The sequence below is a fragment of the Alteromonas sp. S005 genome, assembly GCF_036864475.1.
GTDB lineage: Bacteria > Pseudomonadota > Gammaproteobacteria > Enterobacterales > Alteromonadaceae > Alteromonas.
Map to the genome: position 1 here is coordinate 235,357 of NZ_JAZETN010000004.1, position 23,506 is coordinate 258,862.

Genomic DNA, 23,506 nt, shown 5'->3' on the forward strand with positions numbered 1-23,506 from the left:
TATAACCAATATGCAATCAAATGGATTTGAACGCGGTGTTTCGATCCGTAAATGTAAATGGAGTTAATAGTGCTCAAACGCAACCTTCAGATAATCGCTTTATCTACTACGCTTGCTCTAGCAGCAGGTTGTAGCTCAACACCAAAAACAAATGCTACAGATATGGGGATGACCCTGCCCTCTTGGGTAACAAACCCGACAGTAGAGTCCGGTTTAGCAGCATCATCTTGTGTAGCAGCATCAAACAGCTTTTCTATGGATAAAACTCAAGCTGCTACTATGGCACGTACTGAGTTGGCGGCCCAATTAGATGCCCGCGTATCTTCTCTACAAGAACAATATGCACAAACGGTATCTAGTGCTAGTAGCAGTACCACTAATACTGACTTTTCTACCACCACTACCCAGTTCGTGAATCAAGCGCTTCAGGGCTCGAAAGTAACCAAGGTCGACTACGCTCAAATGGGTCAACAGAAAAATGTGTGTGCATTGGTCACTGTGTCTGAAGACAACGCAAAGAGATTATTTGAACGCGTTATCAATAGTGCTCCTACTAAGTTGAGTCCAGAAGATGAAACATTACTTTATCTGAACTTTTTAAAGTCGGAAAATCAGCTTTAGAACGGGTTTAAGTGATGAGTGAAAATCAGAGAAGTTCGGATGAGGCTGACACAGCGCCTGGTCGAAAAAAATCAGTCTATGAATACTTTGTAGCAGGTGCTCTTGGTCTTATGGCTTTAGGTCAGTGGGGAGACACTAAAGACGTTATTGTTGAAGCCTGGCGACTTACTCTTTCTAACTTCACGCATCAATATGAATATCAGGCATTAGATCGTATAAATGTAGGCAGTAATTTACGCTACATAAAAAACCTTATTGGCGAGCCGCAGTTAATCAAAACCAGTAAATACAATGATGAAATCAGCTTTGCTTATTACCTGAAAGAAAAATACATACTAACGCTGATAGTAGAAGAAAACCGTGTAAGTGCATACACCATCACAAGCCTAATTGATGACTTTGTGCCGCATCGTCTCCTCACAAAGACCGCTACCGACGACAAAACTAGCATTGCCGATAACTACGGCACTATTGAAGATTTCACACTAGATTTCAACAACATTGAATACCTTTTAGTTAAGGAAGAGCTTGGTAAAGAAAAGTTATTCGTTAACAACTACTTTGGTGCTATCAGCTACGGTGTCGAGGTACAACTGCCCAGTGAAGAACTACGAGAGATCTACAACACCTTAAATATGGATGAGACATCATCAGAGGCGTTAACAAAAGTGAGGCAGTTAACTACGAGAGCCATAAATAACTTTTACGGCGCAGGTGAAAATGACCTATCAGTCATTGCCGACTCAGTTTTAACCAACTTTGAATACTCTTTGTATTACAAGAAATAAGGACATACTTGCCATGTTGCAAAGCAGAGCGTTAAAGAAGGCAGTTATTGCATCGATGCTATTAAGCGCACCTTCAGTGGCGCAACAGTCAAAGTTTGATGCCTATAAGGAAAAGCATAAAGAGAGGTACGAACGCTTTGCTAACGATTACTCTCAGCGGTATGAAGCATTTAAAGAAAAGTTAATCGAAAAATGGGGCGTAGCTGAGCTGAGTTCAACCACTGAGTACGTGGCATATTCAAACGATAACAATATAAAAGTCATTGCTGATTTCGAAAAAGACACTATTGAGGTGAGTATTCGTGACGACGAATTCGACACACTTGATGAACAGGAAAAGAACGATCAAGTCAAAGCTGCGATTGAAAGTACGCTAAAATTGTCAGCATCTGAAGCAAAAGAAGTAAACCCTGAGTTTGTCATTTTAGACGGTAACTCAGCAAAAAAAGCACACATTCCCACGCTAAAAAACAATAAAAGCGCAGCCCCTACCTTGCTTAACGCATTGGGAATAAAAAGTGATGCTGATTTAGCAAAATCGATAGTTGCTGCAAAAGCGATACCCGTAGAAAAACAGGCTGCATTAGTTACACAACGAACTAAAGCTCGCTTAGAGAAGCAGATAAAAGAAGTTGAACAGTTTGCTTCAAGAGAAGATGTGCCGAAGCAAACAAAAGAACGAGCCACAAAGACAGTGGCGACGCTCACTACACAACTTAATGAAGTATCAGAAGCAAAGGTTGACGCAACAGCCAAAAACACGCGTTCTTATAAAATACAACTGCAGCGGGCGCGTTACGAAAAAGCAGCTGAATTTTTAAATGCCGTTTCACAACAGGCTTCACGTTGGCAAGTAGCCGAAGATACCCTGCTGGCAGTAATGGAAACCGAAAGCCACTTTAACCCCCTGGCCAAATCACATATCCCCGCTTACGGGTTGATGCAAATTGTGCCCGCCACCGCAGGCGCAGATGTGAATAAGCAAGTATTTTCCAGTGATAAAAAGCCAACGCCTGAAGAATTGTATGACAGCGAACGCAATATTGAATATGGCAGCGCATATTTCAATATTTTAATGACGCGTTATCTTAAAGAAGTTGAAAACCCCACCAGCCGCTTGTACTGCGCTATAGCCGCTTATAATACTGGCATAGGCAACCTCTCAAAAGCATTCAACAATGGTAAGCGCGGCAGGATGGCAGCCATTGAGAAAATTAATCAGATGACGCCAGAGCAAGTAATGCAAGTAATAAAAAGTAAAACACACACTGAAACGCAACGCTATTTAGAGAAAGTATTAGGCAGTAAAGCGTACTTTTCACAACACATTTAGCGCCGAGGTTTGATAATGCGACAACTACTTCACCTTTTGCTGTTTGCTGTATCTTCCGCAGCGGCCGTTGAATTACCGCCAGATTCAGAAAAATACATTTATGGCATAGGTACCGACACCAGCTACGACCTCGCGCAAAAAGCGGCCATGGCAGATATTGTGATGAAACTGGCTACAAGGGTAAACGTAAGCACCAAAATCAACCAAACAAAACACTTTAATAGAACCCAAGTTGATGCCCAGTCACAAGTAATAGCTGAGAGCCGAGGTATAGAACTACCCAATGTAGAGGTCATTGATACTGACCAAAAGAATAATCTTTGGCAGGTCCTGGTACGGGTAGAGCGAGAGCAAGTTAAACGCGCTATAAAACATCAACTAGATACCATAAACAGTGACTTGCAGTTTGTTCTTGAAGAATTTGAGAATCATTACGCGCCTTCGTGCTTTTATACGTTAAGTAATGAAGAAAATAAAAGAACACTGCTTAACGAGTTAATACCAGCATACATAGGCATTGGCAGCGAAGATGGCGCTGAAACTCAGTTTAACCGCACCATTAACACTTTCGACCGCACTTACAAACGCTGCAAAAAGCGTAACCGTTACACCCTAACCTTCTCACGGCCTGTAACTAGCGCACTAAAAAATTCAACGAAAGCGCTGTTGAAAAAGCAAGGATTTGACGTTGTTAGTAAAGGTGAGAACACGGGGAGCGTGCAGTTAAATATAAAAGCCAAGTCTTCAATGTTTAAAAAGACGCACTTCACCATTTTAACCGCTGAAATCCTTGTTTTTGATGAAAGGGAATCGTTGCAGTTTAAAGATTCCTTCAAAGTAAAAGGCGCCTCTTTCAAATCTAGCAGTGAGTCTGTTGCTAGAGCAGAGCAAGCGTTACTGCAACGCGTGAAACTAAAATAAAAATCTAAAGGTACTGAGAGAATGAGAAAAGCACACTACTTAACTAGTTTAGCCGCTGCACTTACCATCACTGCGTGCGGCTCTACTGCCCCAACGGCCTTGCCAACTTACCCTGATTTTAATATACCAGCATTGCCCGGCGCACCCATTGATGCAGCCAACGTTCAAAGCAATAAGCTTTTAGTTGCACCAGGCGTAAAAAGCGATGTACCGTCATTCATTCAAAGTATGTTTGTAGACAATATGACTGCGTTTGTTAACGAGAGTGGTTCCGAAGTTATAGACCGTCAGTTAGCACAACGCTTCATTGATGAAATTCAGTTAAAAGAAAACTTATCAGAAACCTACGAAGCCTACCAAGGGCCTGTAGAAGCAAAGTTTTTGATCATTCCGACAATCACAGACTATTCATGGAGTAGTGAATACGAAAAAGCAGACTCACGCAAAAACAAAGACGGAGAAACCATCCGTTACCCAGCCGAGTGCGACTACACAGGCAAAGTGAAAGGAAATGTTCAAATTCGCGCGTTGCCTTCGATGAAACAGATTATTTCGGTAAACCTAACTGGCAGAGAAAGCGGCTCAAAAGAAAACCCACCAAGCAAAAAATGTGACGAGACAAGCATGATAAATGGCGCAATTAAGGGCGCTATTGCTGACCTATTGGTAAAAGGGGACGATGACTATATCACGCTGAGCAAGTATGTAAGCTCGCAAGGTATGATCACCGGAGCTAAAAAGGCCGAAGGTGAAATATACTTCGAAACAAACTTAGGCCGTTTACATGGTGCGAAAGAAGAAGCTGCCGTTGCTATTTACCAAGAAATTGATGGTGAGTTAGTGAAGATTGCTTCGGGCGAAATGGTAGACAAAGACAATGTTTTTAACAGTAAGTCTTACATTAAAGTAGAAGGTGATAGCGTAGAGCGCATTAAACGCGGCATGATCGTAATGCTTTCTGGTGAATGCACTGGCTTTGGCTGTAAATGGAATAGCTCTCTAAAGAACTTAACGAAGTAACTAGCCAAGCAATTCAAACTGAGCCTGCAGCTCTTACTGCAGGCTTGGCTCTTTATAGCCATTCTTGGGCTGTCGAAGCGAGAACCTAAAACCCGCGCCGGTACTACCTAGACTACTGGTCTTGGTTACGTTAACACAGCGCACTTTATGTGAAAGTGAAATGTGTGGCTTTAAAATGAAAAAAAGCGCCACCAATCGGCAGCGCTCTGTTTTATAGCTTAAACACTATTTATAATTGAACGACTAAAAACTACAATCGCGACGGCTTGCTGTGCGGGTCGCCTTCAATGTGATCTTTCGGTTCGCGAGGTTTAGGTTTAGCCGCTATAGGCACTTCTTCTTCACCTTCCTCGTCGAGCTCCCATGTGCCTTCTTCGCTCCATGGGTCGTCATCTGGGAACTCACCAATATTGATTTCTTTCACTGAATAGTCGGGCTGATAGCGCATGTCGTAATTAGCTGCCCGTACTATGGCAATACACAACATCAAGGCTACAGCTAATAGCGGCACGCCCCCTATTATTGATGCGGTTTGCAGGGTTTCTAACCCGCCCACAAACATAAGCACTATGGGCATGAAAGATAGTGCAAAGGCCCAGAATAAGCGGTTCCAGCGCAGTGGCTCTTCGTCTACTTCTTTTTGCACTACGGCAGCCAGAATGTACGAAATAGAGTCAAACGTAGTGGCGGTAAATATTAGCGCCAATAAGGTGAATACAAATATAACCACGTAATCCATTGGCAGTGTGTGCAGCATGGCAAAAATGGCTGCTGTTGGGCTTTGTTGGTTAAGTATGGTGACTACGTCTAGTTCGCCAGATAGTTGTAGATAAAGGCCATAATTTCCCATTACCATGAAGAATAAGAAGCAGCCCATGGTGCCAAAGAACATAGAGCCTGCCACCATAGTTCGGATGGTACGCCCTCGTGAAATACGCGCGATGAAAAGCCCTACGCTTGGGGCAAATACCAGCCACCATGCCCAGTAGAATATGGTCCAGTCTTGTGGGAAGTGGGTGTTTTCAAAACCGTTGAATTCGGCGAAGGGTTCTAACCATGTGGCCATTTTAATGATGTTGCTCATTACACGGCCCAAGGCATCTAACCCTGTGTTAGCCATAAATAAGGTTGGGCCCACTATAAATATGAACAGCAACAACCCTACTGCCAGCCAAAAGTTGATGTCTGATAGCAGCTTAATGCCTTTTTTAAGGCCAACATACGCGCTGTAGCCGAATATGGCGGTACAGGTTACAAGCACAATTACTTGGGTAGTTAGCGATTTAGGTACCCCGAACAGCTCGTGAACCCCTTCGTTTATCATAGGTGCAGCCAAGCCAAGCGTTGTAGCCCCGCCGCCTAACATACCGAATATAAAGCTGATATCGATGATTTTACCTAGCCAGCCGTGGGCCATTTTCTCGCCAATTACCGGCATTAAGGCTTCGGATATTTTAAGTACGCTGTGGTTACGCACGTAGTAGAAGTAAGCAATGGGTACCGCTGGAATCAGGTAAATAGCCCAGGCAAGCGGGCCCCAATGGAAAATGCCGTAGGCCGCGGCCCATTTGGCAGCTTCTGGCGTTTCGCCTTCTATGTGAAACGGTGGGGCTTGGTAATAGTACACCCACTCAATCATTGACCAATACAAGATAGACGCCCCAATACCTGCGCAAAACAGCATGGCAGCCCAGGATACAGGCGAGAACTCGGGCTTTTCTTCGGGCTCGCCCAGTTTTATCTGGCCAATGTCGCTAAACATGATGTACACCATAAAGCCACCGGCGCCCACGCCAAGTAGCAGGTACAGCACACCCAGTTTGCTGGTAACAAAATCTTTGGCGGCTGCCACCCATTGTGCGCCTTGGTCGGGCCAAATGATAAGAGGAATAGTGACAGACAAAAGAAGAATTAAAGAGCCAAAAAACGTTGGCTTATCAATAACGCTAAACGCACCTTCCTGTTTAGTGGCAGCCTTCGATGAAGCCGATTTTCGGGTATTACTACTCATACACGATCCTTTGTTTTGTTTTTTATAGATGCCATTGTGCAATAAAGCTTTAAACGGGCAATCTTATAAAACAGTTTATCAAAACTAGGTGATGAAAGGGCGTGTATTGTTTTAGTGTGGCCCGCCGGTATTTGTTAACCCGCTTATTTGCTCGCTAAGGTTGTAGCCAGCTTTTTGTGAAATGCTATGTATTTCCTCACAGGAAAGCGTTTTAGCTGCGCCTAATGCCCAAAGCGTAATAGCGCGCATGCCGGTTTTACAAAAGGCCAATACTGGGCCTTCCAAATTTTGTAAATGTGCTTCAAAGGTTGTGGCGTCTTGTTGCGTTACTTTACCGCTAACCACAGGCTGATACACACAGTGCAAGCCAAGCGACATAGCTTTTGCTGCTATTTCTGCAAAGGTTGGCTGGTTTACGCCCTCGTTATCGGGGCGGTTACAAATAATGGCTTTAAATCCAGCGGCTTTAATTTTCTCTATATCATTCACAGAAATTTGAGCGCTAACAGATAGCCGTTGTGTTACGTTGCCGTATTGCATTGCTTGCTCCTTTATATCGCATTCACAGGAATTTTAATGAACTGCTTACCACCTTCAGAGGGTGCGCCAAACTGCCCGTTGCGCAGGTTTGCCTGAATTGCGGGTAATAATAATTTGGGGACGGCAAGCGTGGCGTCTCTCGCCTCGCGCTTTTGCACATATTCTTGAAGGGTTACGTCAGGGCGTATCTGCGTGTTGGTCTCTTTCGCTTGTTTAATAGTCACCGTTGATACTGGCAACTCGCCCTGCTTAGGGTAGTCGTGACCAAGATAAACCGTTGTATCGTTAGGAAGCGTGAAGAAGCGCTGAATAGTATGGTAAAGCTGCTGGGCGCTACCACCAAGGAAGTCGCACCGCGCTGTGCCTAAATGAGGGGCAAACATGGTGTCGCCTACAAATATTTTGCCGTCTACCAGGAAGCTTGCGCAGGCTGGCGTATGCCATACTTTTACTTCATATTCACCGATGTTGAAGGCGTCACCTTCTTCGAACAGCACATCGAACTGACTGCCATCCCTTGGGGTGTCGTTCGCCGTTTCAAATACGTCTAGCCAGGTATCTAGCACCATTTTAATACCTGAGCCAATACCAATTTTGCCGCCAACTTTAGACTTTAAATAGTGCGCTGCGGTAATGTGATCGGCATGCACGTGGGTTTCTAAAATCCACTTATTCTTAAGCCCATTTTGGTTGATAAAGTCGATAACCTTATCGACACTTTGCTTTGATGTGCGACCTGAAAAGATATCGAAATCGGTAACCGAGTCGATTACCGCACTTTCTTTAGCGATGGGGTCGAATAGCACGTAGGTAAACGTGGCCGTTTTGTTATCGTAAAATGTCTCAACGTTCATGGATATTCTCCTAAAGAAGTTCTTTGGTCATGATGAAAACGGCAATACTTAAGGTGAAAAATGCAAAGAACTTTTGCAAAGCTGTACCGTCCAGTTTTCCCGCTACCTTCGTGGAGACAGCCATCCCAATAAACGTGGCTACCAGCATAAGGGGCAGCAAAGGCATCTCCAATTGAATTCCGGCTTGTAGGTCACCAATAAAGCCAAGCAACGACTTTAAGGCGATAATGAATAGCGACGCGCCCACCGCATTTTTCATGGGCATGCCTAAAATTAGTACCAAGGCAGGTATGATAAGAAAGCCCCCGCCCGCGCCGAGTATGCCGGTGACTACACCAACTACTGCGCCTTCAATAACTATCAGCCCAATGTTGGGTTGCTTATTCTCGATAACCTGTGTTGTTGGCGCAGGTTTGCTGTAAGCCTTTTTCAACATCATGGTAGCCGAGACCAACATCAGCATGGCGAACAGCACCATGATGCCCAGATTTTTATCTATGGTTAGCGATTGAAAGGAAATGGTTTCAGGAATGGCGGGCATAAGAAAGGCCCGTGTCAGATAAACAGCAATGATGGAAGGCACGGCAAATAAAATAGACGCTTTAACGTCTACCAAACCTTCTTTGAAATATCTTACTGCGCCAAATGCGGCTGTGGCACCCACAATAAGCAATGAATAGCCGGTGGCGACATCTGGCGTAACGCTCATTAAGTAAACGAGGATAGGCACGGTAAGGATTGAGCCCCCTCCGCCTATTACGCCTAAAACCATTCCCATAAGAACAGCAGCGATGTAGCCAAGAATAATCATATCGACACCTTATTTCATTTTGTTATATCATAGAACAAAATATATAATAATGTACATCTCAAATATATATTTAATTTTCGTGCTGCTGTAATATCAAGAAAGTTGAACTTATCGTTTATGATAAACTCTATGAAAATCAATACTTTTACCAATTTAGCGTTTCGCGTTTTGATCTATCTCGCGCTACGAAAAAACCATCTTGTGAAGACAAGCGATATTGCAGATGCGTACTTCGTGTCTTTCAATCACTTAAAGAAAGTCATTACGCTGCTTATTGAGCAGGGGTATGTCACTGGCACAAAAGGTCGCGGTGGTGGTATTACGCTGGCCAAAGAAGCAGAAGAAATTAATTTAGGCGGTGTTTTTCGCCTTACCGTAGAAGACGTGGCATTGGCTGAATGCTTTGCATCACCAACGAATAAGTGCGTGATCTCGCCCGCGTGTCGCTTGAAGTCAATTCTTCAAGACGCGGCTGATAAATTCATCAGCGAGCTTGATCAATTTACACTGCATGATTTAGTGAAAGATAGAGAGGGCGCGCTGGCCATGCACCTAGCTATCGATTTTATTGAAGTTGAATAGGCGTGTTTACAGCGCCTTTGTTTGTATTTTGCTATGTAGTGAGAACGTTATTTGAATCACGTCTTTCACTAGGTTGAGGAGAGAAAATTGGAAAACTGGACAACAACACCATTTGAGCCGCTAGCCGGTTTAGCAGGAGGGCTGCTTATAGGCTTATCAGTGGTACTTTTATTGTATACGCTTGGACGCATTGCGGGCATTTCAGGCATTGCCGCAGGCGCAATGACACAGCGTGGCATTGAACGCTACTGGCGGTTAGCGTTTTTAATAGGGGTTGTTTTATCTGCCGTGCTTTACATGGTGTTTGTTGGCGATTTACAGGTTCAAACTCAAATGAGCTCAGGTTGGTTGATAGTAGCCGGTTTATTAGTAGGCTTTGGTACGCGCCTTGGTTCTGGGTGTACGTCGGGTCATGGTGTTGCCGGGCTTTCTAGATTATCCCCCCGTTCTATTGTGGCAACGCTTACTTTTATGGCGGCTGCCATTGTCACCACGAATATCATCAGACACCTATAAATAACCGAGGAGAGAATATTATGAGAGCAATTATCGCCTCGCTTATTTGTGGGCTTTTATTTGGTTTAGGCCTTATTGTATCGGGTATGAGCAACCCTGCCCGCGTGCTGAACTTTTTAGATTTCAGTGCCAACTGGGACGCTACGCTAGCATTTGTGATGGGTGGCGCTATTTTGGTGGCTGCACCGGGAATGTATTGGGTGCGCAAGCGCAGTAAACCCTTGTTTGCGAATAAGTTCGACATTCCTACCAGCAAAACCATTGATGCAAAGCTAATTCTGGGCTCTGCGGCTTTTGGCATTGGTTGGGGTATCAGCGGTTTTTGCCCAGGCCCTGCCGTAGTGGCGATTGCGTCGCTTCAAACTGATGTGCTGATGTTTGTAGGTGCCATGATTGTCGGCATGCTGGCGCAGCATTGGTTGAAGCCAAAAGCGGCTTAAAACATAACTGCTCTTGCGGCTTTATCGCCTAATGGGGATAAAGTCGTAATTATTCCTTCAAGGGGGTAAGCCCGGCAGCCACTTACAAAAGTGAAAAAAGCTGACTTATCGTTTTGCGGTTCTCCCTTTCAATAAACCTACCCCCAGTGCGGCCATGATCACTGCAACAACGCCGTTTAAGTAATTGAAAAAGGCATAGGGTGCATAGTCGAGCACATCAACGCCCAGGGTGGCAGAGTAGAACGCTCCGGCGGTTGTCCACGGAATTAGGCCAGTGGTCATAGTTGCACCTTCTTCTACTGACCTTGATAGCACAGCAGGGTCAAGGTTCTGCTGTTCATATTTTGGTTTAAATAGTTGGCAGTTTAAGATGATTGAGATGTAGGCTTCGCCCATAGCCACATTGCCCAAAAAGCCAGAGGCTATGGTTACCGCTATTAAGCTTGCTGTTCGCTTCACCTTGTCGATAATGCCTGCCAGTAAAGCAGCTAAAAAGCCCGCGCCGTGTAGTATGCCGCCCAATGCTATTGCCATTAAGGCAAGGAGTAGCGTCCAACTCATGCTGCTGATGCCGCCCCTACCTAAAAGCGCATCTAAGTTTTCGATACCCGTGGTTTGTGGTTTGTTTTCCCACAGTGCATTGAGAACGCTAATGGTGTTGGTATCTTGGTAAAAAATAGCGATGATTACGGCAAGCAAAATGCTGCATGACATGGTTACTTCAGCAGGCACTTTTTTGATGCTTAGTACGGTAAGTAGCACGAGCGGTAACAGTGTTATGTAGGGTGCAAGGTTATAGTGGCTGGCAAGCGCGGCTTTAATTTCAACTACATGTTCAACATTTAAATTCTGGTTTGCGTAACTGAACCCTAATGCCAAGAAAATAACGAAGGTGAGAAGAAAGCTAGGCAGTGTAGTCAACAACATGGCGTACATATGCCGATAAAGGTTGGTGCCCGCACTCATCGCAGCGAGGTTGGTGGTATCAGAAACTGGCGACATTTTATCGCCAAAGGTGGCACCGCATACCACCATTGCCGCCACTATGGGTAGTGGTATGTTCATGGCAGCACCAATACCCATTAGCACTACGCCCATAGTACCCACCGTTCCCCACGAGGTGCCCGTAGCTACCGACATTACCGCACAAAGAATTAACCCCACCGCCAAAAACACACTAGGGTTTAACCAACTTAACCCGTAATAAATGAGCGTTGAAATAGTGCCGCTTTGCATAAAGCTGGCGATAACCATACCTATAAGAATGAATATGTATATTGCCGGCATGGCCCGGGTTAATGCGCTGGTCATTAATTCGCGGATTTGCAGGTATGTGTACCCCAAACTAAACGCATTAATACCGGCCCATAATAAACACATAAATATAAGCGCGTGCAGGCTAATACCTAAGCCAAACAATCCACCCGCTATTAGCGCAACAATAACGCTAAAACAAAGCAGTGACTGAGCAAAACTAAGGCTACGTAAAGACTGAGGCGACATGAAGGGCTCGTTGATACGTTTTTAAAAAATGAAAGTCGTGAAAAACAGTATAACGACTTTGCTAAGCGTTGGAATGACTTTGGCGCAGCATAGGCTTGAAATACGCACAACGCTTCAGAAAGAAATGGCCCGTTCAGCCAATAAGTGCTGCCTAAATGAGGAAACTGAAAAAACAACCTCCTTTTAATACGCCATAAATGGCATTTTAAGACCTTAAACGCCATTTATGGCTATTTAATTGACATGTCATAATAAATAGCCATACTTAAAGAATCACGTCACTGAAGGCTATTTTGGTGTTTTATGGGCAAGGTTGAATATACGAAAAAACTGCTTGGTAACCTTGTAAAGCAAGCGAGAGCCGCTTCTATGGATCAAGAAGAGTTAGCGCTTAGAACCGGTACTAGCAAAAATACTGTTAGCAGGTTAGAGCGAGGAAAAGGCATAAATTCAGATACGTTGCTAACAATATTAAATCAACTCGAAGTGCTTGACCCACTTATTGAAACCATCGAAAAGGAGTACGAATTAGTAAGCAATAACCCTTCGAGAAAAAGCTCACTCGTAGAAAAGGAGTTACCTAATGACTTCTAGAGCTTATGTTTTTATTGATGGACTTGAAAATAGTCCGGTTATATGTGGCGTTGTTGAGTTAGAACCTAAGACTAATATCGGGAAATTTCGATATGGACAAAGCTACCTACAAAGGGATGATGCATTCCCTCTAGATCCAGTTCACCTCCCCCTACTTAGCGATCAGTTTATTACTAGAGTAAATAAAGGAATGTTTGGCGCTATCTTAGATGCTGGTGCAGATAGCTGGGGTAAAAAGCTTATTTTGTCACTGCACTCGACTAAGCCTAACAATGATCTAGAACTCGTTCTGGCTGGCTCTGGGATGGGTGTTGGCGCACTTACTTTTAGCTTATCTAGAAGTGCAAGTAAGCCAAAGAAGAATAAGAATACGCTTGGCGATATCCCCATGCTTTTGCAGGGAAAAAGGGCAATTCTTAAAAATGAAGACATTCCTAAAGAAGTCAAAAAAGCATTTGAATACGGGTCCAGTATGGGTGGCGCCCGACCTAAAACACTGATTGAAGACAGTGGTATAAATTACTTAGCGAAATTTAACCGTCCAGATGATTTATACAACGTGTGTTTAGTAGAACATGCAACAATGACAATGCTAGAAGAACTGGACGTAAGAGTTGCAGCCACGTCTATAGTGAACAACCAACAAGAAGACATATTATTAGTAAAGCGCTTCGACTGTAACTCTGATAGACCAACACACCATTTCTTAAGTGCTAATTCTCTAATCAACCAAGAAAAGTTGACGAATCAGGCACTAACTGAGAATTATAGTTATGGTGCGTTGGCAGAGTTTATAATGAAGCATGGGGCAGAGCCGAAAGATGCACATGAACTGTACACACGCATGGTTTTTAATATCTTAATGGGTAACACTGATGACCATTCCAGAAATCACGCATTCTTGTATTCCTTCTCAGATAAAAACTGGCGCTTATCTCCAGCCTACGACGTATTGCCGATAAACAATTCCCGCCAGCATGGAATTGGAATAGGGGTTCACGGCAGAGAAGGAACGCTTGAAAATGCGCTGTCTCAATCTAAAAGGTTTGGACTTTCTCAAGCAAAAGCCAAAACAATCATTTCTAACGTGCAGGCGTTAACTAATGAATGGATACCTTATTTCACCAAGGCTGGTGTACGTGATGCCGATATGGAAACGCTTAAGGGGGTTATTCCTCTATATAAGTCATCAGAAAGAAATGGCCCGCCCTAGAGGATTCGAACCTCTGACCTCGGCCTCCGGAGGGCCGCGCTCTATCCAGCTGAGCTAAGGGCGGTTTGTAGAACCAGTGAGATAATCACCGAACGTTTCCAACAAGGAATACGCGACTACACGTATGCTGCAAACGGGGCGTAATAATACTGACGCCACGGGCTGGCTTCAACTCATTTATTAAAATCTCTTTAGATGGCTTGGCATAAGTGTTAAAAATCCTTACTTTTTATAGGTAATTGGCCTCAAATAGTTGTTCAGCCCCAATTAACCGTTATAATCTGGCCAGTTATATTTTAAACAAATTCATCATTGCCTGGAGACAGATGTGAAATTAAAGACTTGGTTAACTGTTGCTGCTACTGCGCTAACTGTTTTTGCAGCACAAGCACAAGAAATGAGTAACGATGAAATTGCCGAGCGCATTAAGCCGTTAGGTCAAGTACACGTTGCAGGTGCAGCGGCAGAAGGTAGTGCTGGCGCAGCGGGCGGCGCGAAGTCTGGTGAAGACGTTTACAACTCTGCATGTGTAGCTTGCCACGCAGCAGGTGTTTTAGGTGCTCCTAAACTTCAAAATGCAGCAGACTGGCAGCCTCGTCTAGACGAACGCGGCCTTGACGGTGTGTGGCAAAATGCTCTAAACGGTATCAATGCTATGCCTCCTCGTGGTACTTGTGGCAATTGCTCTGATGACGAAATTAAAGCAGCTATTGAGTACATGATTGAAGGTATCTAGTACCTACACAATCACAACAACTTGATGGAAAAAGTAGCGTTTTACCCTCTAATCGGGTAATTTAACCCATTGGGGAACGTTACTTTTTTTACTGGCGAGCGGAATGTCACAAGATTCGACGCAACACGAGTTGACGGAAGAAGAACTGCGCGAACTTATACCGCAGCTTCAACAACTCACTGACAAATATAAGCGCGCTGAACGTGTTCAGAAGGCGCTTTTTGATATATCCGAACTCGCCAGTTCTGTAAGTCACCTAAACCGCCTTTATTCCGCTATTCACGAAATCATTGCCGATTTCATGAACGCAGACAACTTTTTTGTCGCCTTTTACGAACCCGAAAACCACGTTGTCGACTTTGCCTATTTTATTGATGAGTTCGACGAACAAACTGTTCCTCAGCTTCCCGCTGAATCTTTGATGGACGGTATGACGGGTTATATTCTCAGAACCGGCAACCACCTTTTTTATAAGCGCGACGAAGAAGAAACTTTCGCCTCTGAGCACGATATTAAGCTAGTCGGTTCCCAACCTTTTGAATTACTGGGCGTGCCTTTGAAGCGTGGCAGTCAGGTGATTGGTGCCATGGTAGTGCAAACTTACGATGAAGGCGTGCATTACACTCAAGAGGATTTAGAAGTTCTGCTGTTTGTTTCACAGCATATTGTCACAACAGTAGATCGAGTAAAGAACAGAGAGCTTACTGAACGTACCATTCGAGAACGTACCCGCCAGCTTCGAAAGATTAACGACGACCTTCAAGAAGAAATTTTAGAACGCCAAAAAGTAGAGTCGTTACAGCAAGCGCTGTTTGAAATTTCTGAATTGGCGGCCACTCTAGAAGGCGATATGAATGCCTTTTATTCCAGCCTACACGATATTCTTGCACGGCTGATCAGTGCCCCTAACTGCTACATAGCAATTCTCGACAAAGATAAAGAGATGCTGGAGTTCCCGTATTTCAGCGACACGAAGCAAAAAGAAATCAGCGCTAGACCTCTTGGCTTAGGGCTTACCGAATACGTTTTACGTACAGGGCAAGCCGAGCTAATTAACCCACCAAAAGTACTCGAGTTGGCTGAGTCGGGGGACCTAGATGTTACGGTTGCTCAGAACATGCTAAATAGCGCTAACTCTTGGCTTGGCTCCCCACTTGTTGTTGAAGGGGAAATAGCCGGGGTTATTGCAGTGCAAACTTACGGTAAATTGGCAAAATATAACTCCCGAGACCAAGAGCTACTTCGCTTTGTTTCGCACCATATTGCTGTAGCCATTGAGCGCAAGCGCAACACCGAGTCGATGCAGCGCTATAACATTGAGCTTGAGGAGCGCGTAAAAGAGCGCACCGCAGAGCTTAACCGCACGAATAAATTTCTCAAGCAGCAAATTGAAGAGCGTAAAGAGATTGAGCTTAAGCTAATTCACGACGCTCACCACGACTCATTAACCGACTTACCTAACCGCGCTATGTTCACCAGCAGATTAGAACTCGCCATTGCCAGTAAGCAACGTTACAGCGATAACTTATTCGCGGTTTTATTTATCGACTTAGACCGCTTTAAAGTTATTAACGACACGCTAGGTCACCACGCGGGCGACGAGTTTTTAGTTGAGGTCGCAAGACGCATTGCGCTGTGTATTCGCGGTCACGACTTATTAGCCCGCTTAGGAGGGGATGAGTTCGTAGTGCTTTTGGATAACTTCGAAGATGAAGCGGATGTTGAAGAAGTAGCCAGCCGCATTATTTCATCGATTTCAGAGCCATTTTTACTGGATGGCCGCGAAATGTATTCAGGCGCCAGTGTGGGTATCGCTCACTTAGAAACCTATTATCGCAGCGCCGACGAGGTACTACGCGATGCTGACGCTGCCATGTACCAAGCGAAAACCCTCGGGCGTGGCCGCTATGTCATGTTTGATAAGAGCATGCGCGATAGGCTGATAGAAGAGCTTGAGCTTGAAAATGAGTTTAGGCGCGCCCTGCGTGAAGAAGAGTTTGATTACTTTTTGCAGCCAGTGATTAACTTAAATGACAGCAGCACGCTGTATAAAGAAATGTATATTCGCTGGTCTCACCCGGCCTACGGCAAAATAGCCCGTGAGCAGTTTAGACAAGTGGCTGAGCAAAGCGGCCTGACGCTGGATCTTGATTTATTCCAGCTAAACAAAGCCTGCGATTTGCTTAAGCACTACAAAAATACCGATGAGTCCATTGACAAGATAGCGGTTAACGTGTCGATTAATCATTTACTACAGGCTTCTATGGTTAATCAAATGATTGATGTAATTGCATCTTCTAACGTTACACCAAGCCAGCTGGTATTTGAGTTTGATGAGAATGATTTAAACCGACGTTCGCAGTTCATCTTACCGGCTATTAAAAAGCTTAAACGCGCTGGTGTAACTCTTGTTCTTGATAACTTTGGCAGCGGTTTGGCTTCACTTAGCTACTTGTTTGCCTACCCGTTCGACTTCATAAAAATTGATCACCGATTTGTGAAGTCACTCCCGCGTTCACAGCGCAATTTAAAACTTATTCAATCAGTGATGCTAATTTCTGAACACCTGAAGTTTCAGGTTATCGCAGAGGGTGTGGATTCTGAGGAGCAGCTGGAAGCCCTTAGTGAAATTGAATGTTCATACGGTCAAGGCAAGATACTGAAGCACGCAAAAGTGCTAGATATGGCATCACTAGCAAGCTAAAAGTAAGTACTCACTCGCATCTTAGGCCCTGCTACTTCTTCCCTAAGATGCCTCTTAAATTAGCAATGCCTACCTGTGCTTTTTGCTGGCGCTCTTCTTTGGTAACTTTCGGCTTTTGGTTTTCCCACTGTACGTCGTCAGCTGGCAGTTCAAATAAAAAGCGACTTGGCTCTGGGTTTATGACTTCACCAAACTGTCGGCGCTCTTTGGCTAAGCTGAATATCAGCTCGCGTTGGGCACGGGTAATTCCTACGTAAGCAAGCCGACGCTCTTCTTCTACGTTGTCTTCGTCAATGCTGCTTTGGTGTGGCAATAAGCCTTCTTCCATGCCAACTAAGAACACAATGGGGAATTCCAAACCTTTTGAAGCGTGGAGCGTCATTAACTGTACCTGGTCCCCTTCCCCATCGTCTTCGCCGCGCTCCATCATGTCGCGCAGAATTAAGCGGTTCACTACTTCGGTTAAGGTCATGGGTTGGTCTAGGTCGTTGCCTTCCAGCATGTCATTCACCCAACCGAATAGGGTACTTACGTTGGCCATGGCCATTTCGGCGGCTTTGGGGCTGGCGCTGGTTTCATACAGCCATTCTTCATACCCCATGGTGCGGATCATGGTGCGCACTGCATCAGCGGTGTTGCCGCGCTCTGCATTGTCCGATAACTCCACTATCCAGCGGGCAAAGGTGGAAACAGAGTGAAAGGCTTTGTCGGGCAGCACGCTGTTTAAGTTAGGGTGCGTTGCCGCTTCGAACATAGACACGCCTAAACTATTGGCAAAGTTACCCAACTTTTCTAGCGTAGCGCGGCCTATACCGCGCCCTGGCGTGTTAATGATGCGAAGCAAAGCGTTATCGTCGTCCTGATTCACCAGTAACCTTAAATAGGCCATGATGTCTTTCACTTCGGCACGACCAAAGAACGACATGCCACCGCTTATTTTGTAAGGAATGCGGTTACTCATTAACAGCTTTTCAAAAATACGGCTTTGGTGATTTCCGCGATACAAAATGGCGTAGTCTTTAAACTGCGTGCGGTTCATGAACTTGTGCGCAAGCAGTTCAGCCACCACTCGTTCACCTTCATGTTCTTCGTTCTTTGCCTCTATCACTTTAAGCGGCTCGCCGTACTGCAGTTCAGAGAAGAGGGTTTTATCGAACAAGTGCGGGTTGTTCTGAATTAGAATATTCGCGCAATGCAGAATACGCCCTGACGAGCGGTAGTTCTGCTGCAGCTTAATCACGTTCAGTCGCGGGAAATCTTCTTGCAGCAAATGTAGATTTTGCGGCTTTGCGCCACGCCATGAGTAGATAGACTGGTCGTCGTCGCCAACTACAGTAAAGCGTGCGCGCTCGCCAACCAATAGCTTTACCAACTCGTACTGGCTGGTATTGGTATCTTGGTATTCATCCACCAGCAGATAGCGAATTTTGCTCTGCCATTTGGCTCTGATTGCTTCGCTACTTTTTAAAAGCAGTGTAGGCAATAGAATTAAGTCGTCAAAATCTAGTGCGTTATAGGCTTTTAAGTTGTCTTGGTAGCGCTTGTAGGCTTCTGCAAACTCTCGCTCGCCCGTGCTGGTAGCTGATTTTAATAAAGCATCGGGTAAGATAAGGTCGTTTTTCCAATTCGATATGCAGCTTTGCAGCAGCTGAAGCTGATCTTTATCGCCATCGAGGGTGTCGGACGTTAGGTCGTTAAGCAGGGCAAACGAATCTTTATCATCGAACAGCGAGAACCCCGGTTTTAAACCAAGATCTTTCACGTGAGCTTTGATAATGGTTAAACCCATGGTGTGGAAGGTCGATACTTTTAGCCCACGCGCCTCTGGCTTACCTAAGGTTTGCGCCACACGTTCTTTCATTTCACGTGCTGCTTTGTTGGTAAAGGTTACCGCTGCAATATAGCGTGCTGGCATATCGCAGTTTCTAACTAAATGAGCAATTTTGTTGGTAATTACACGAGTTTTACCACTGCCCGCCCCTGCCAGCACCAAACATGGGCCAGACACATAGGTTACGGCAGATTCTTGAGCTTCATTTAGTTTCATTTAATTCCTAAAACAACGTACATTTGGGCGTAACACGGTTTTCATTGCATGTCGCGACGATACCGATAGAATAGCTTTCATATTTTGAGCTGCGCATTATAAGGGAATTCCATGTTGGATCCGAAGAAACTCGAAGATTTAGCGAAACAAATTGCTGATGCCGTACCACCAGGCGTTAAAAACATGGCTGAAGAAGCAGAAGGCCGAGTGAAAACAGTATTGCAGTCGCAGCTGTCGAAACTTGATTTAGTTACTCGCGAAGAGTTCGATATTCAAAGCCAGGTGCTTATTCGCACTCGCGAAAAGCTAGACGCTATGGAAAGTCGCATTGCCGAGCTAGAAGCGAAACTAGCAGAAAAGTAGTTGTTCACAGCTTATAGAAAACTCAAAGGCGCCTTCATGGCGCTTTTTTATTGAAACCGATAAAATAAAGAATGCTCTTCTGTCTTTGAAAAAGCGCAGAACAAAAGAAACGTTACATCAAGATCTCTAAACCTTTCTGCTCAACAAGGCTCAGAAGCTTTAAAGAAGTACCTCGAGGCTTTTTGTTCCCCTGCTCCCACTGCTTGATTGTAGATGGCGTGATATTTAAATAGGCAGCAAAAACAGCTTGGCTTACTCTTGCTTTTTCACGTATTGCTTTTATCCGCTGTCCATCATATTGCTTGAGTTTGGGTAAACATAATGCATCAAACTTATGCATAGTCTGCTTATCCATTACTCCAGCTTCGCTCAAATCTTTTGCAGTACTATGTACCACATCTAAAATGCTTTCTTTCATGTTATCTCACCTCTTCAATACTACCTGAATCAATAGCTTTCTTAAGCTTTTCCTCGCTGTAGTTCAGTAGCTCTTTAGCTAAGAGTTTTAAAGACTTCATCTCTTTAACACTAATGTTAGAGCGGGTGCTTTTGGAAAAACCGTAAATAAAAAAGGCTTTATTATCCACTTGAAAAGCTATGAGGGTTCTTAAACTTCTACTTTTGCCTTGTCCCAAAAGAGGTACTCGCTTTTTATATACGTTTGCACCTAAATCGGCGTCAACTAATCCCTGTTGCATTTCTGTAATTGCTAATTTTAGCAAGCTGTCTGATAAACCTTCCTTACTCGCCCACCTATTGAACCACTTCAATTTATATATGCGTATAGATTCCATTCGACACCTAAAGTATAACACTTAGTAGCATATTTTGTGCGCGACTTTAAAAACATTTAGTGAATAAAGCGCGTGCCTATAAAAGCTAGTAAATACTTTAGAGGGGCTATAAATAATTTATAAGGGGACGTTGGTACAGGTTAAAGTTTGCTGTTGGTAAGTTTTACCTTACCAAACAAAATGCAGCGCCGTACCAAGCGTGATGGCAAGGCCAATGTAGTGGTTTTCAATAAACGCGGTGAAGCAGCCTTCACGCTGGCGGCGTTTAATGAGCTGATATTGGCGCACACATAGCAAAGCCGAAAACAGTACCGCTATGTAGTAAGGCCATGTCGCATTGATTGTTAAGCCTATGCACCACAAAATGGTTAGCGCCAAGGCCTGCAACAACATCACAATTAACACGTCGTTTTTACCGAACAGGATAGCGGTAGACTTAACGCCTATTTGCAAATCGTCGTCGCGATCTACCATGGCGTACATGGTATCGTACGCTACTGTCCAAAGTAAGTTAGCAATGAACAACCACCAAGCGTACGTTGGTACAGTTTCTAGCACGGCCATAAAAGCCATGGGAATGGCCCAGCCAAATGCCGCACCTAATACCACCTGCGGCAAGTGGGTATAACGCTTCATGAAGGGATAGCTTGCAGCAAGCAAGAGCGCTACAACAGATAACGCGATAGTTTGCCAATTAAGAAACAGCACTAACACAAATGCGAAGGCGATAAGTGCACCAAATAACTGCAGCGCTTGTTTTGGTTTAACTTCGCCCGTTGCAAGCGGACGCTGGGTTGTGCGCTTTACGCGTCCGTCCACTTTTCTGTCAGCATAGTCGTTGATAACGCAGCCCGCTGAACGCATTACGACTACGCCAGCCACGAAGATAAGCGTAATACCTAAAGGCGGTAAACCTTGCGCAGCCATGAGCAGCGCCCACAATGTAGGCCACAACAATAAATAAATACCTACGGGTTTATCTAAGCGCATAAGTCGCGCATATGCATTCCAATTGTGTTTCATAATTGCTGTTCGCTTTCCTTTTCGCTTGTCGCTAATTGACTGTAAGCAGGAGAATGAGGAAGAAAAACTTCTGCCACTATCATGCTGTAGTTATCTAAGGTAAATAACGAGCGTCTTCCCCATAAGGTTTGGTCACTGTTAATGCCAAACTGGGAGGCTTGAGCAGTACACAATTGGAATTGTGAACGAGTGAACCGCGTGTCGTTAAATAAGCGTTTTCCCAGAGGCTCGCGACCTAAGTCAGACAGCTCTCTGTCTACAAACGCTTGAGGAATAATAGAGCGTGCAAATACCCAAGGTTGATGGTTACCGCACAGTAGAATTTCCCGAGCTTGATAACTGGTATTGCCGTTATTGTGTAATAGCGATAACTCGTTGTCGTGAGGTATCTGCGTGCGCTGTCCAATAAGCTCCAGCGAAAAATGGTCACTTAAGGACTGTACTCGCTCGGTTAATGACCCAGTGTCTAACAACCAGTTTTTAAGCTGTGCATTAGGAATTGTGATGCCAGAAGGTGCTTGCCAGTCAACCGCCAAACCCACTGGAAAAGTGGCATTAAAACTCACACTAAAAGCCCGAATAATGAATCTGTTAATATAATAACACGTCATGTCAGAATATTTTCACTTGGTTAAACTTTTGCAGTAGTGTGTTTGATCAGAGATTTGCTAAACTACCTGTTGAATCTATTACTTGGGTGTTTCGGACTTCACTATGTTTAAGTCACTTGTTTTACGTGTATTTGCGGTTAGTTTTCTTGTTTTAGGATGCAATTCAGCGCTGGCACAAGATAAAGCCAACTATGCTTATTTAGGTTTAGAGCCTGAGATTGTTACTAACTATATTAGTGATAGCGCACAGAAGCTGGGTTACGTTCGCGTGTCGGTTGAATTAATGATTCACGATGTGAACCAACTGGAAATTGCTGAACACCACATGCCACTGCTACGCTCTACCGCCATTGAAATTTTCGGACAGCAGCCGGCAGAAAAAGTGAAGTCGCTAACCGGTCGAGAAGATATTCGCCGCGCCATTTTGAAAGCCCTTCAAGAGCACATGCAGCAAGAAACCGGTGGTGAGGTCATTAAGAACGTTATTTTTACCAAGTATTTATATCAGGGTGCTTAAGCAGGATAACCGCTGCCTGGCCAGCGGTTAACGTTTAGCAGAGCCTAAACTAAGCGTGGCGGCAAGTAAGCAGCCTGAAATAAGCCCCGCAGTATGCGCTGCGTTCGCCATGTTCACCCATAATATGTCGGCATAGCCAAGCACTAACCAAACCAGCATAAAACCGACAATGGAGTTTGGCAGCGAAAGCCCCCAACTTGGGCGCAGCCAGCCAAGCCACCACACGAAGCCCATTACGGCATATACCACACCAGAAAGCCCACCAAACAAGAATAAGTTGCCTTGTACTGGGTCGCTAAATAGTGCCTGTGCAGCATTTGAAACCGTAGCTGAAATCAAAAATACAATAAGCAGCATACTGATACCTAAAGTACGTTCAATTTTGGCCCCTAGCATGCCCCACCATAGTAGATTGAATATGATGTGAAGCGCTGAGAAATGAATGAACGCCGGACCGAGCAGTCGCCACCACTCATTATTCTGCAACAACACAGAAAACGGCTGCATCAGTAAGTGCTGAGCAATGGGGGCAAATAGCCCAAATAAAGACAATAGGTAAACCACTGCACACAGCACGAACACCACAGAGGTAAACGGCGCTTTAACAGCATCGGACACTATTTTGCTTAACGAAAAGCCGCCGCCGGATGGGGCAAGCTGTACGTTCTTACCACTGTCCCATGCCGCTTGCTGATATTTAGGGTTTGTTGGGTTTGCTAAAAAGTCTTCAGCTATCACTTTTGCACGGTCGGTATGCTCGTTGTTATCCAGCACAACCACAAACTCTTTTTCGTGCTGTACTACGTTGGCGTTGATTTGCTGACTGGTTAAATAGTTGGCGAGAAGGTGCGCTGGACTCTGCTGATTAAACGCAATTAAAGGATGACCCATAAGCTAGTTGTTACCCCAAAAGCAAAAAGAGTGTAAAGCGATAGTGATGTACAAGAGCGTAGAATCCTAGCTC

At 44.6% G+C, this 23,506-nt stretch carries 25 protein-coding genes and 1 tRNA gene; 14 read left to right on the top strand and 12 right to left on the bottom strand.

Translation table 11 applies throughout. The annotated features are described in order from the left end of the window. The first annotated feature begins 69 nt into the window (after window positions 1-69). From V7R55_RS07715 to V7R55_RS07735, 5 genes are read left to right on the top strand one after another with little or no spacing between them, the layout of a single operon-like run. Window positions 70-621: a hypothetical protein gene (locus tag V7R55_RS07715; protein WP_334058805.1), complete on the top strand. Its 552-nt coding sequence runs from the start codon at window positions 70-72 to the stop codon at window positions 619-621. 14 nt (window positions 622-635) lie between these two features. After that, a complete protein-coding gene (locus tag V7R55_RS07720; protein ID WP_334058807.1) occupies window positions 636-1,409 on the top strand; it encodes an ETEC_3214 domain-containing protein in 774 nt (257 codons plus the stop codon). Between the two features lie 13 nt (window positions 1,410-1,422). After that, entirely contained in the window at window positions 1,423-2,742 is a 1,320-nt protein-coding gene (locus V7R55_RS07725) for a transglycosylase SLT domain-containing protein (RefSeq protein ID WP_334058809.1), read from the top strand. A 15-nt stretch (window positions 2,743-2,757) separates the two neighbouring features. Next, on the top strand, window positions 2,758-3,663 hold the full coding sequence (locus tag V7R55_RS07730) for an LPP20 family lipoprotein (protein ID WP_334058811.1): 906 nt from the start codon (window positions 2,758-2,760) through the stop codon (window positions 3,661-3,663). Between the two features lie 21 nt (window positions 3,664-3,684). Further along, on the top strand, window positions 3,685-4,683 hold the full coding sequence (locus V7R55_RS07735) for a hypothetical protein (protein ID WP_334058813.1): 999 nt from the start codon (window positions 3,685-3,687) through the stop codon (window positions 4,681-4,683). A gap of 250 nt (window positions 4,684-4,933) precedes the next feature. Here the strand turns inward: V7R55_RS07735 and V7R55_RS07740 are convergent, their stop codons facing one another. The 4 genes from V7R55_RS07740 to V7R55_RS07755 form a co-directional block, all read right to left on the bottom strand. Beyond that, entirely contained in the window at window positions 4,934-6,694 is a 1,761-nt protein-coding gene (locus V7R55_RS07740; protein WP_334058815.1) for a BCCT family transporter, read from the bottom strand. A 111-nt stretch (window positions 6,695-6,805) separates the two neighbouring features. Beyond that, window positions 6,806-7,234: a TIGR01244 family sulfur transferase gene (locus V7R55_RS07745; RefSeq protein WP_334058816.1), complete on the bottom strand. Its 429-nt coding sequence runs from the start codon at window positions 7,232-7,234 to the stop codon at window positions 6,806-6,808. Window positions 7,235-7,245: 11 nt separating this feature from the next. Next, the gene (locus tag V7R55_RS07750) at window positions 7,246-8,088 is read right to left on the bottom strand and encodes an MBL fold metallo-hydrolase (protein ID WP_334058818.1); all 843 of its coding nucleotides are present in this window, start codon (window positions 8,086-8,088) and stop codon (window positions 7,246-7,248) included. Between the two features lie 10 nt (window positions 8,089-8,098). Then, window positions 8,099-8,899 (bottom strand): sulfite exporter TauE/SafE family protein, encoded by an 801-nt coding sequence (locus V7R55_RS07755; RefSeq protein WP_334058819.1) that lies wholly within the window; start codon window positions 8,897-8,899, stop codon window positions 8,099-8,101. Window positions 8,900-9,028: 129 nt separating this feature from the next. On the opposite strand from V7R55_RS07755, the gene V7R55_RS07760 reads away from it, so the two are divergent. The 3 genes from V7R55_RS07760 to V7R55_RS07770 all read left to right on the top strand — a co-directional run bounded on the left by V7R55_RS07760 (window position 9,029) and on the right by V7R55_RS07770 (window position 10,437). Continuing rightward, on the top strand, window positions 9,029-9,481 hold the full coding sequence (locus V7R55_RS07760) for an RrF2 family transcriptional regulator (protein WP_334058820.1): 453 nt from the start codon (window positions 9,029-9,031) through the stop codon (window positions 9,479-9,481). An 87-nt stretch (window positions 9,482-9,568) separates the two neighbouring features. Further along, complete coding sequence (locus V7R55_RS07765; RefSeq protein ID WP_334058822.1) at window positions 9,569-9,997, top strand: YeeE/YedE family protein; 429 nt, start codon at window positions 9,569-9,571, stop codon at window positions 9,995-9,997. A 20-nt stretch (window positions 9,998-10,017) separates the two neighbouring features. Next, window positions 10,018-10,437 carry a YeeE/YedE family protein gene (locus tag V7R55_RS07770; RefSeq protein WP_334058823.1) on the top strand — a complete coding sequence of 140 codons (420 nt, stop codon included), beginning with the start codon at window positions 10,018-10,020 and terminating at the stop codon, window positions 10,435-10,437. A 105-nt stretch (window positions 10,438-10,542) separates the two neighbouring features. On the opposite strand, the gene nhaC is transcribed toward V7R55_RS07770, so the two are convergent. Continuing rightward, entirely contained in the window at window positions 10,543-11,940 is a 1,398-nt protein-coding gene (gene nhaC, locus V7R55_RS07775; RefSeq protein ID WP_334058825.1) for a Na+/H+ antiporter NhaC, read from the bottom strand. Between the two features lie 303 nt (window positions 11,941-12,243). On the opposite strand from nhaC, the gene V7R55_RS07780 reads away from it, so the two are divergent. Both V7R55_RS07780 and V7R55_RS07785 read left to right on the top strand, forming a co-directional pair. After that, the gene (locus V7R55_RS07780) at window positions 12,244-12,534 is read left to right on the top strand and encodes a helix-turn-helix domain-containing protein (RefSeq protein WP_334058827.1); all 291 of its coding nucleotides are present in this window, start codon (window positions 12,244-12,246) and stop codon (window positions 12,532-12,534) included. Then, on the top strand, window positions 12,524-13,747 hold the full coding sequence (locus V7R55_RS07785) for a type II toxin-antitoxin system HipA family toxin (RefSeq protein ID WP_334058829.1): 1,224 nt from the start codon (window positions 12,524-12,526) through the stop codon (window positions 13,745-13,747). The genes V7R55_RS07780 and V7R55_RS07785 overlap by 11 nt, the downstream gene beginning before the upstream one ends. On the opposite strand, the gene V7R55_RS07790 is transcribed toward V7R55_RS07785, so the two are convergent. After that, a tRNA-Arg gene (locus V7R55_RS07790) sits at window positions 13,735-13,811 on the bottom strand. The genes V7R55_RS07785 and V7R55_RS07790 overlap by 13 nt on opposite strands. A 264-nt stretch (window positions 13,812-14,075) precedes the next feature. On the opposite strand from V7R55_RS07790, the gene V7R55_RS07795 reads away from it, so the two are divergent. Together V7R55_RS07795 and V7R55_RS07800 are read left to right on the top strand one after the other, a co-directional pair. Beyond that, a complete protein-coding gene (locus V7R55_RS07795) occupies window positions 14,076-14,483 on the top strand; it encodes a c-type cytochrome (protein ID WP_334058831.1) in 408 nt (135 codons plus the stop codon). 103 nt (window positions 14,484-14,586) lie between these two features. Then, window positions 14,587-17,187 carry a bifunctional diguanylate cyclase/phosphodiesterase gene (locus tag V7R55_RS07800; RefSeq protein ID WP_334058832.1) on the top strand — a complete coding sequence of 867 codons (2,601 nt, stop codon included), beginning with the start codon at window positions 14,587-14,589 and terminating at the stop codon, window positions 17,185-17,187. A gap of 31 nt (window positions 17,188-17,218) precedes the next feature. Here V7R55_RS07800 and rep read toward each other — a convergent pair whose 3' ends face one another. Continuing rightward, a complete protein-coding gene (rep, locus tag V7R55_RS07805; protein WP_334058834.1) occupies window positions 17,219-19,234 on the bottom strand; it encodes a DNA helicase Rep in 2,016 nt (671 codons plus the stop codon). Between the two features lie 111 nt (window positions 19,235-19,345). Here rep and ubiK point away from each other — a divergent pair, with 111 nt between their 5' ends. Continuing rightward, a complete protein-coding gene (ubiK, locus tag V7R55_RS07810) occupies window positions 19,346-19,597 on the top strand; it encodes a ubiquinone biosynthesis accessory factor UbiK (protein ID WP_012516595.1) in 252 nt (83 codons plus the stop codon). 112 nt (window positions 19,598-19,709) lie between these two features. Here the strand turns inward: ubiK and V7R55_RS07815 are convergent, their stop codons facing one another. The 4 genes from V7R55_RS07815 to V7R55_RS07830 form a co-directional block, all read right to left on the bottom strand. Then, a complete protein-coding gene (locus tag V7R55_RS07815; protein ID WP_071816592.1) occupies window positions 19,710-20,015 on the bottom strand; it encodes a helix-turn-helix domain-containing protein in 306 nt (101 codons plus the stop codon). Window position 20,016: 1 nt separating this feature from the next. After that, entirely contained in the window at window positions 20,017-20,391 is a 375-nt protein-coding gene (locus V7R55_RS07820; protein ID WP_334058838.1) for a type II toxin-antitoxin system RelE/ParE family toxin, read from the bottom strand. Window positions 20,392-20,559: 168 nt separating this feature from the next. Further along, window positions 20,560-21,414, bottom strand: coding sequence for a 4-hydroxybenzoate octaprenyltransferase (ubiA, locus tag V7R55_RS07825; RefSeq protein WP_334058840.1), 855 nt, complete (start codon window positions 21,412-21,414; stop codon window positions 20,560-20,562). After that, entirely contained in the window at window positions 21,411-21,980 is a 570-nt protein-coding gene (locus tag V7R55_RS07830) for a chorismate--pyruvate lyase family protein (protein WP_334058842.1), read from the bottom strand. Before V7R55_RS07830 ends, ubiA begins: the two co-directional genes overlap by 4 nt. 148 nt (window positions 21,981-22,128) lie before the next feature. Between V7R55_RS07830 and V7R55_RS07835 the strand changes: the two genes are divergently transcribed. Then, window positions 22,129-22,542 carry a flagellar basal body-associated protein FliL gene (locus V7R55_RS07835; protein WP_334058844.1) on the top strand — a complete coding sequence of 138 codons (414 nt, stop codon included), beginning with the start codon at window positions 22,129-22,131 and terminating at the stop codon, window positions 22,540-22,542. Window positions 22,543-22,569: 27 nt separating this feature from the next. On the opposite strand, the gene glpG is transcribed toward V7R55_RS07835, so the two are convergent. Next, a complete protein-coding gene (glpG, locus tag V7R55_RS07840) occupies window positions 22,570-23,433 on the bottom strand; it encodes a rhomboid family intramembrane serine protease GlpG (RefSeq protein ID WP_334058846.1) in 864 nt (287 codons plus the stop codon). Between the last annotated feature and the right edge of the window lie 73 nt (window positions 23,434-23,506).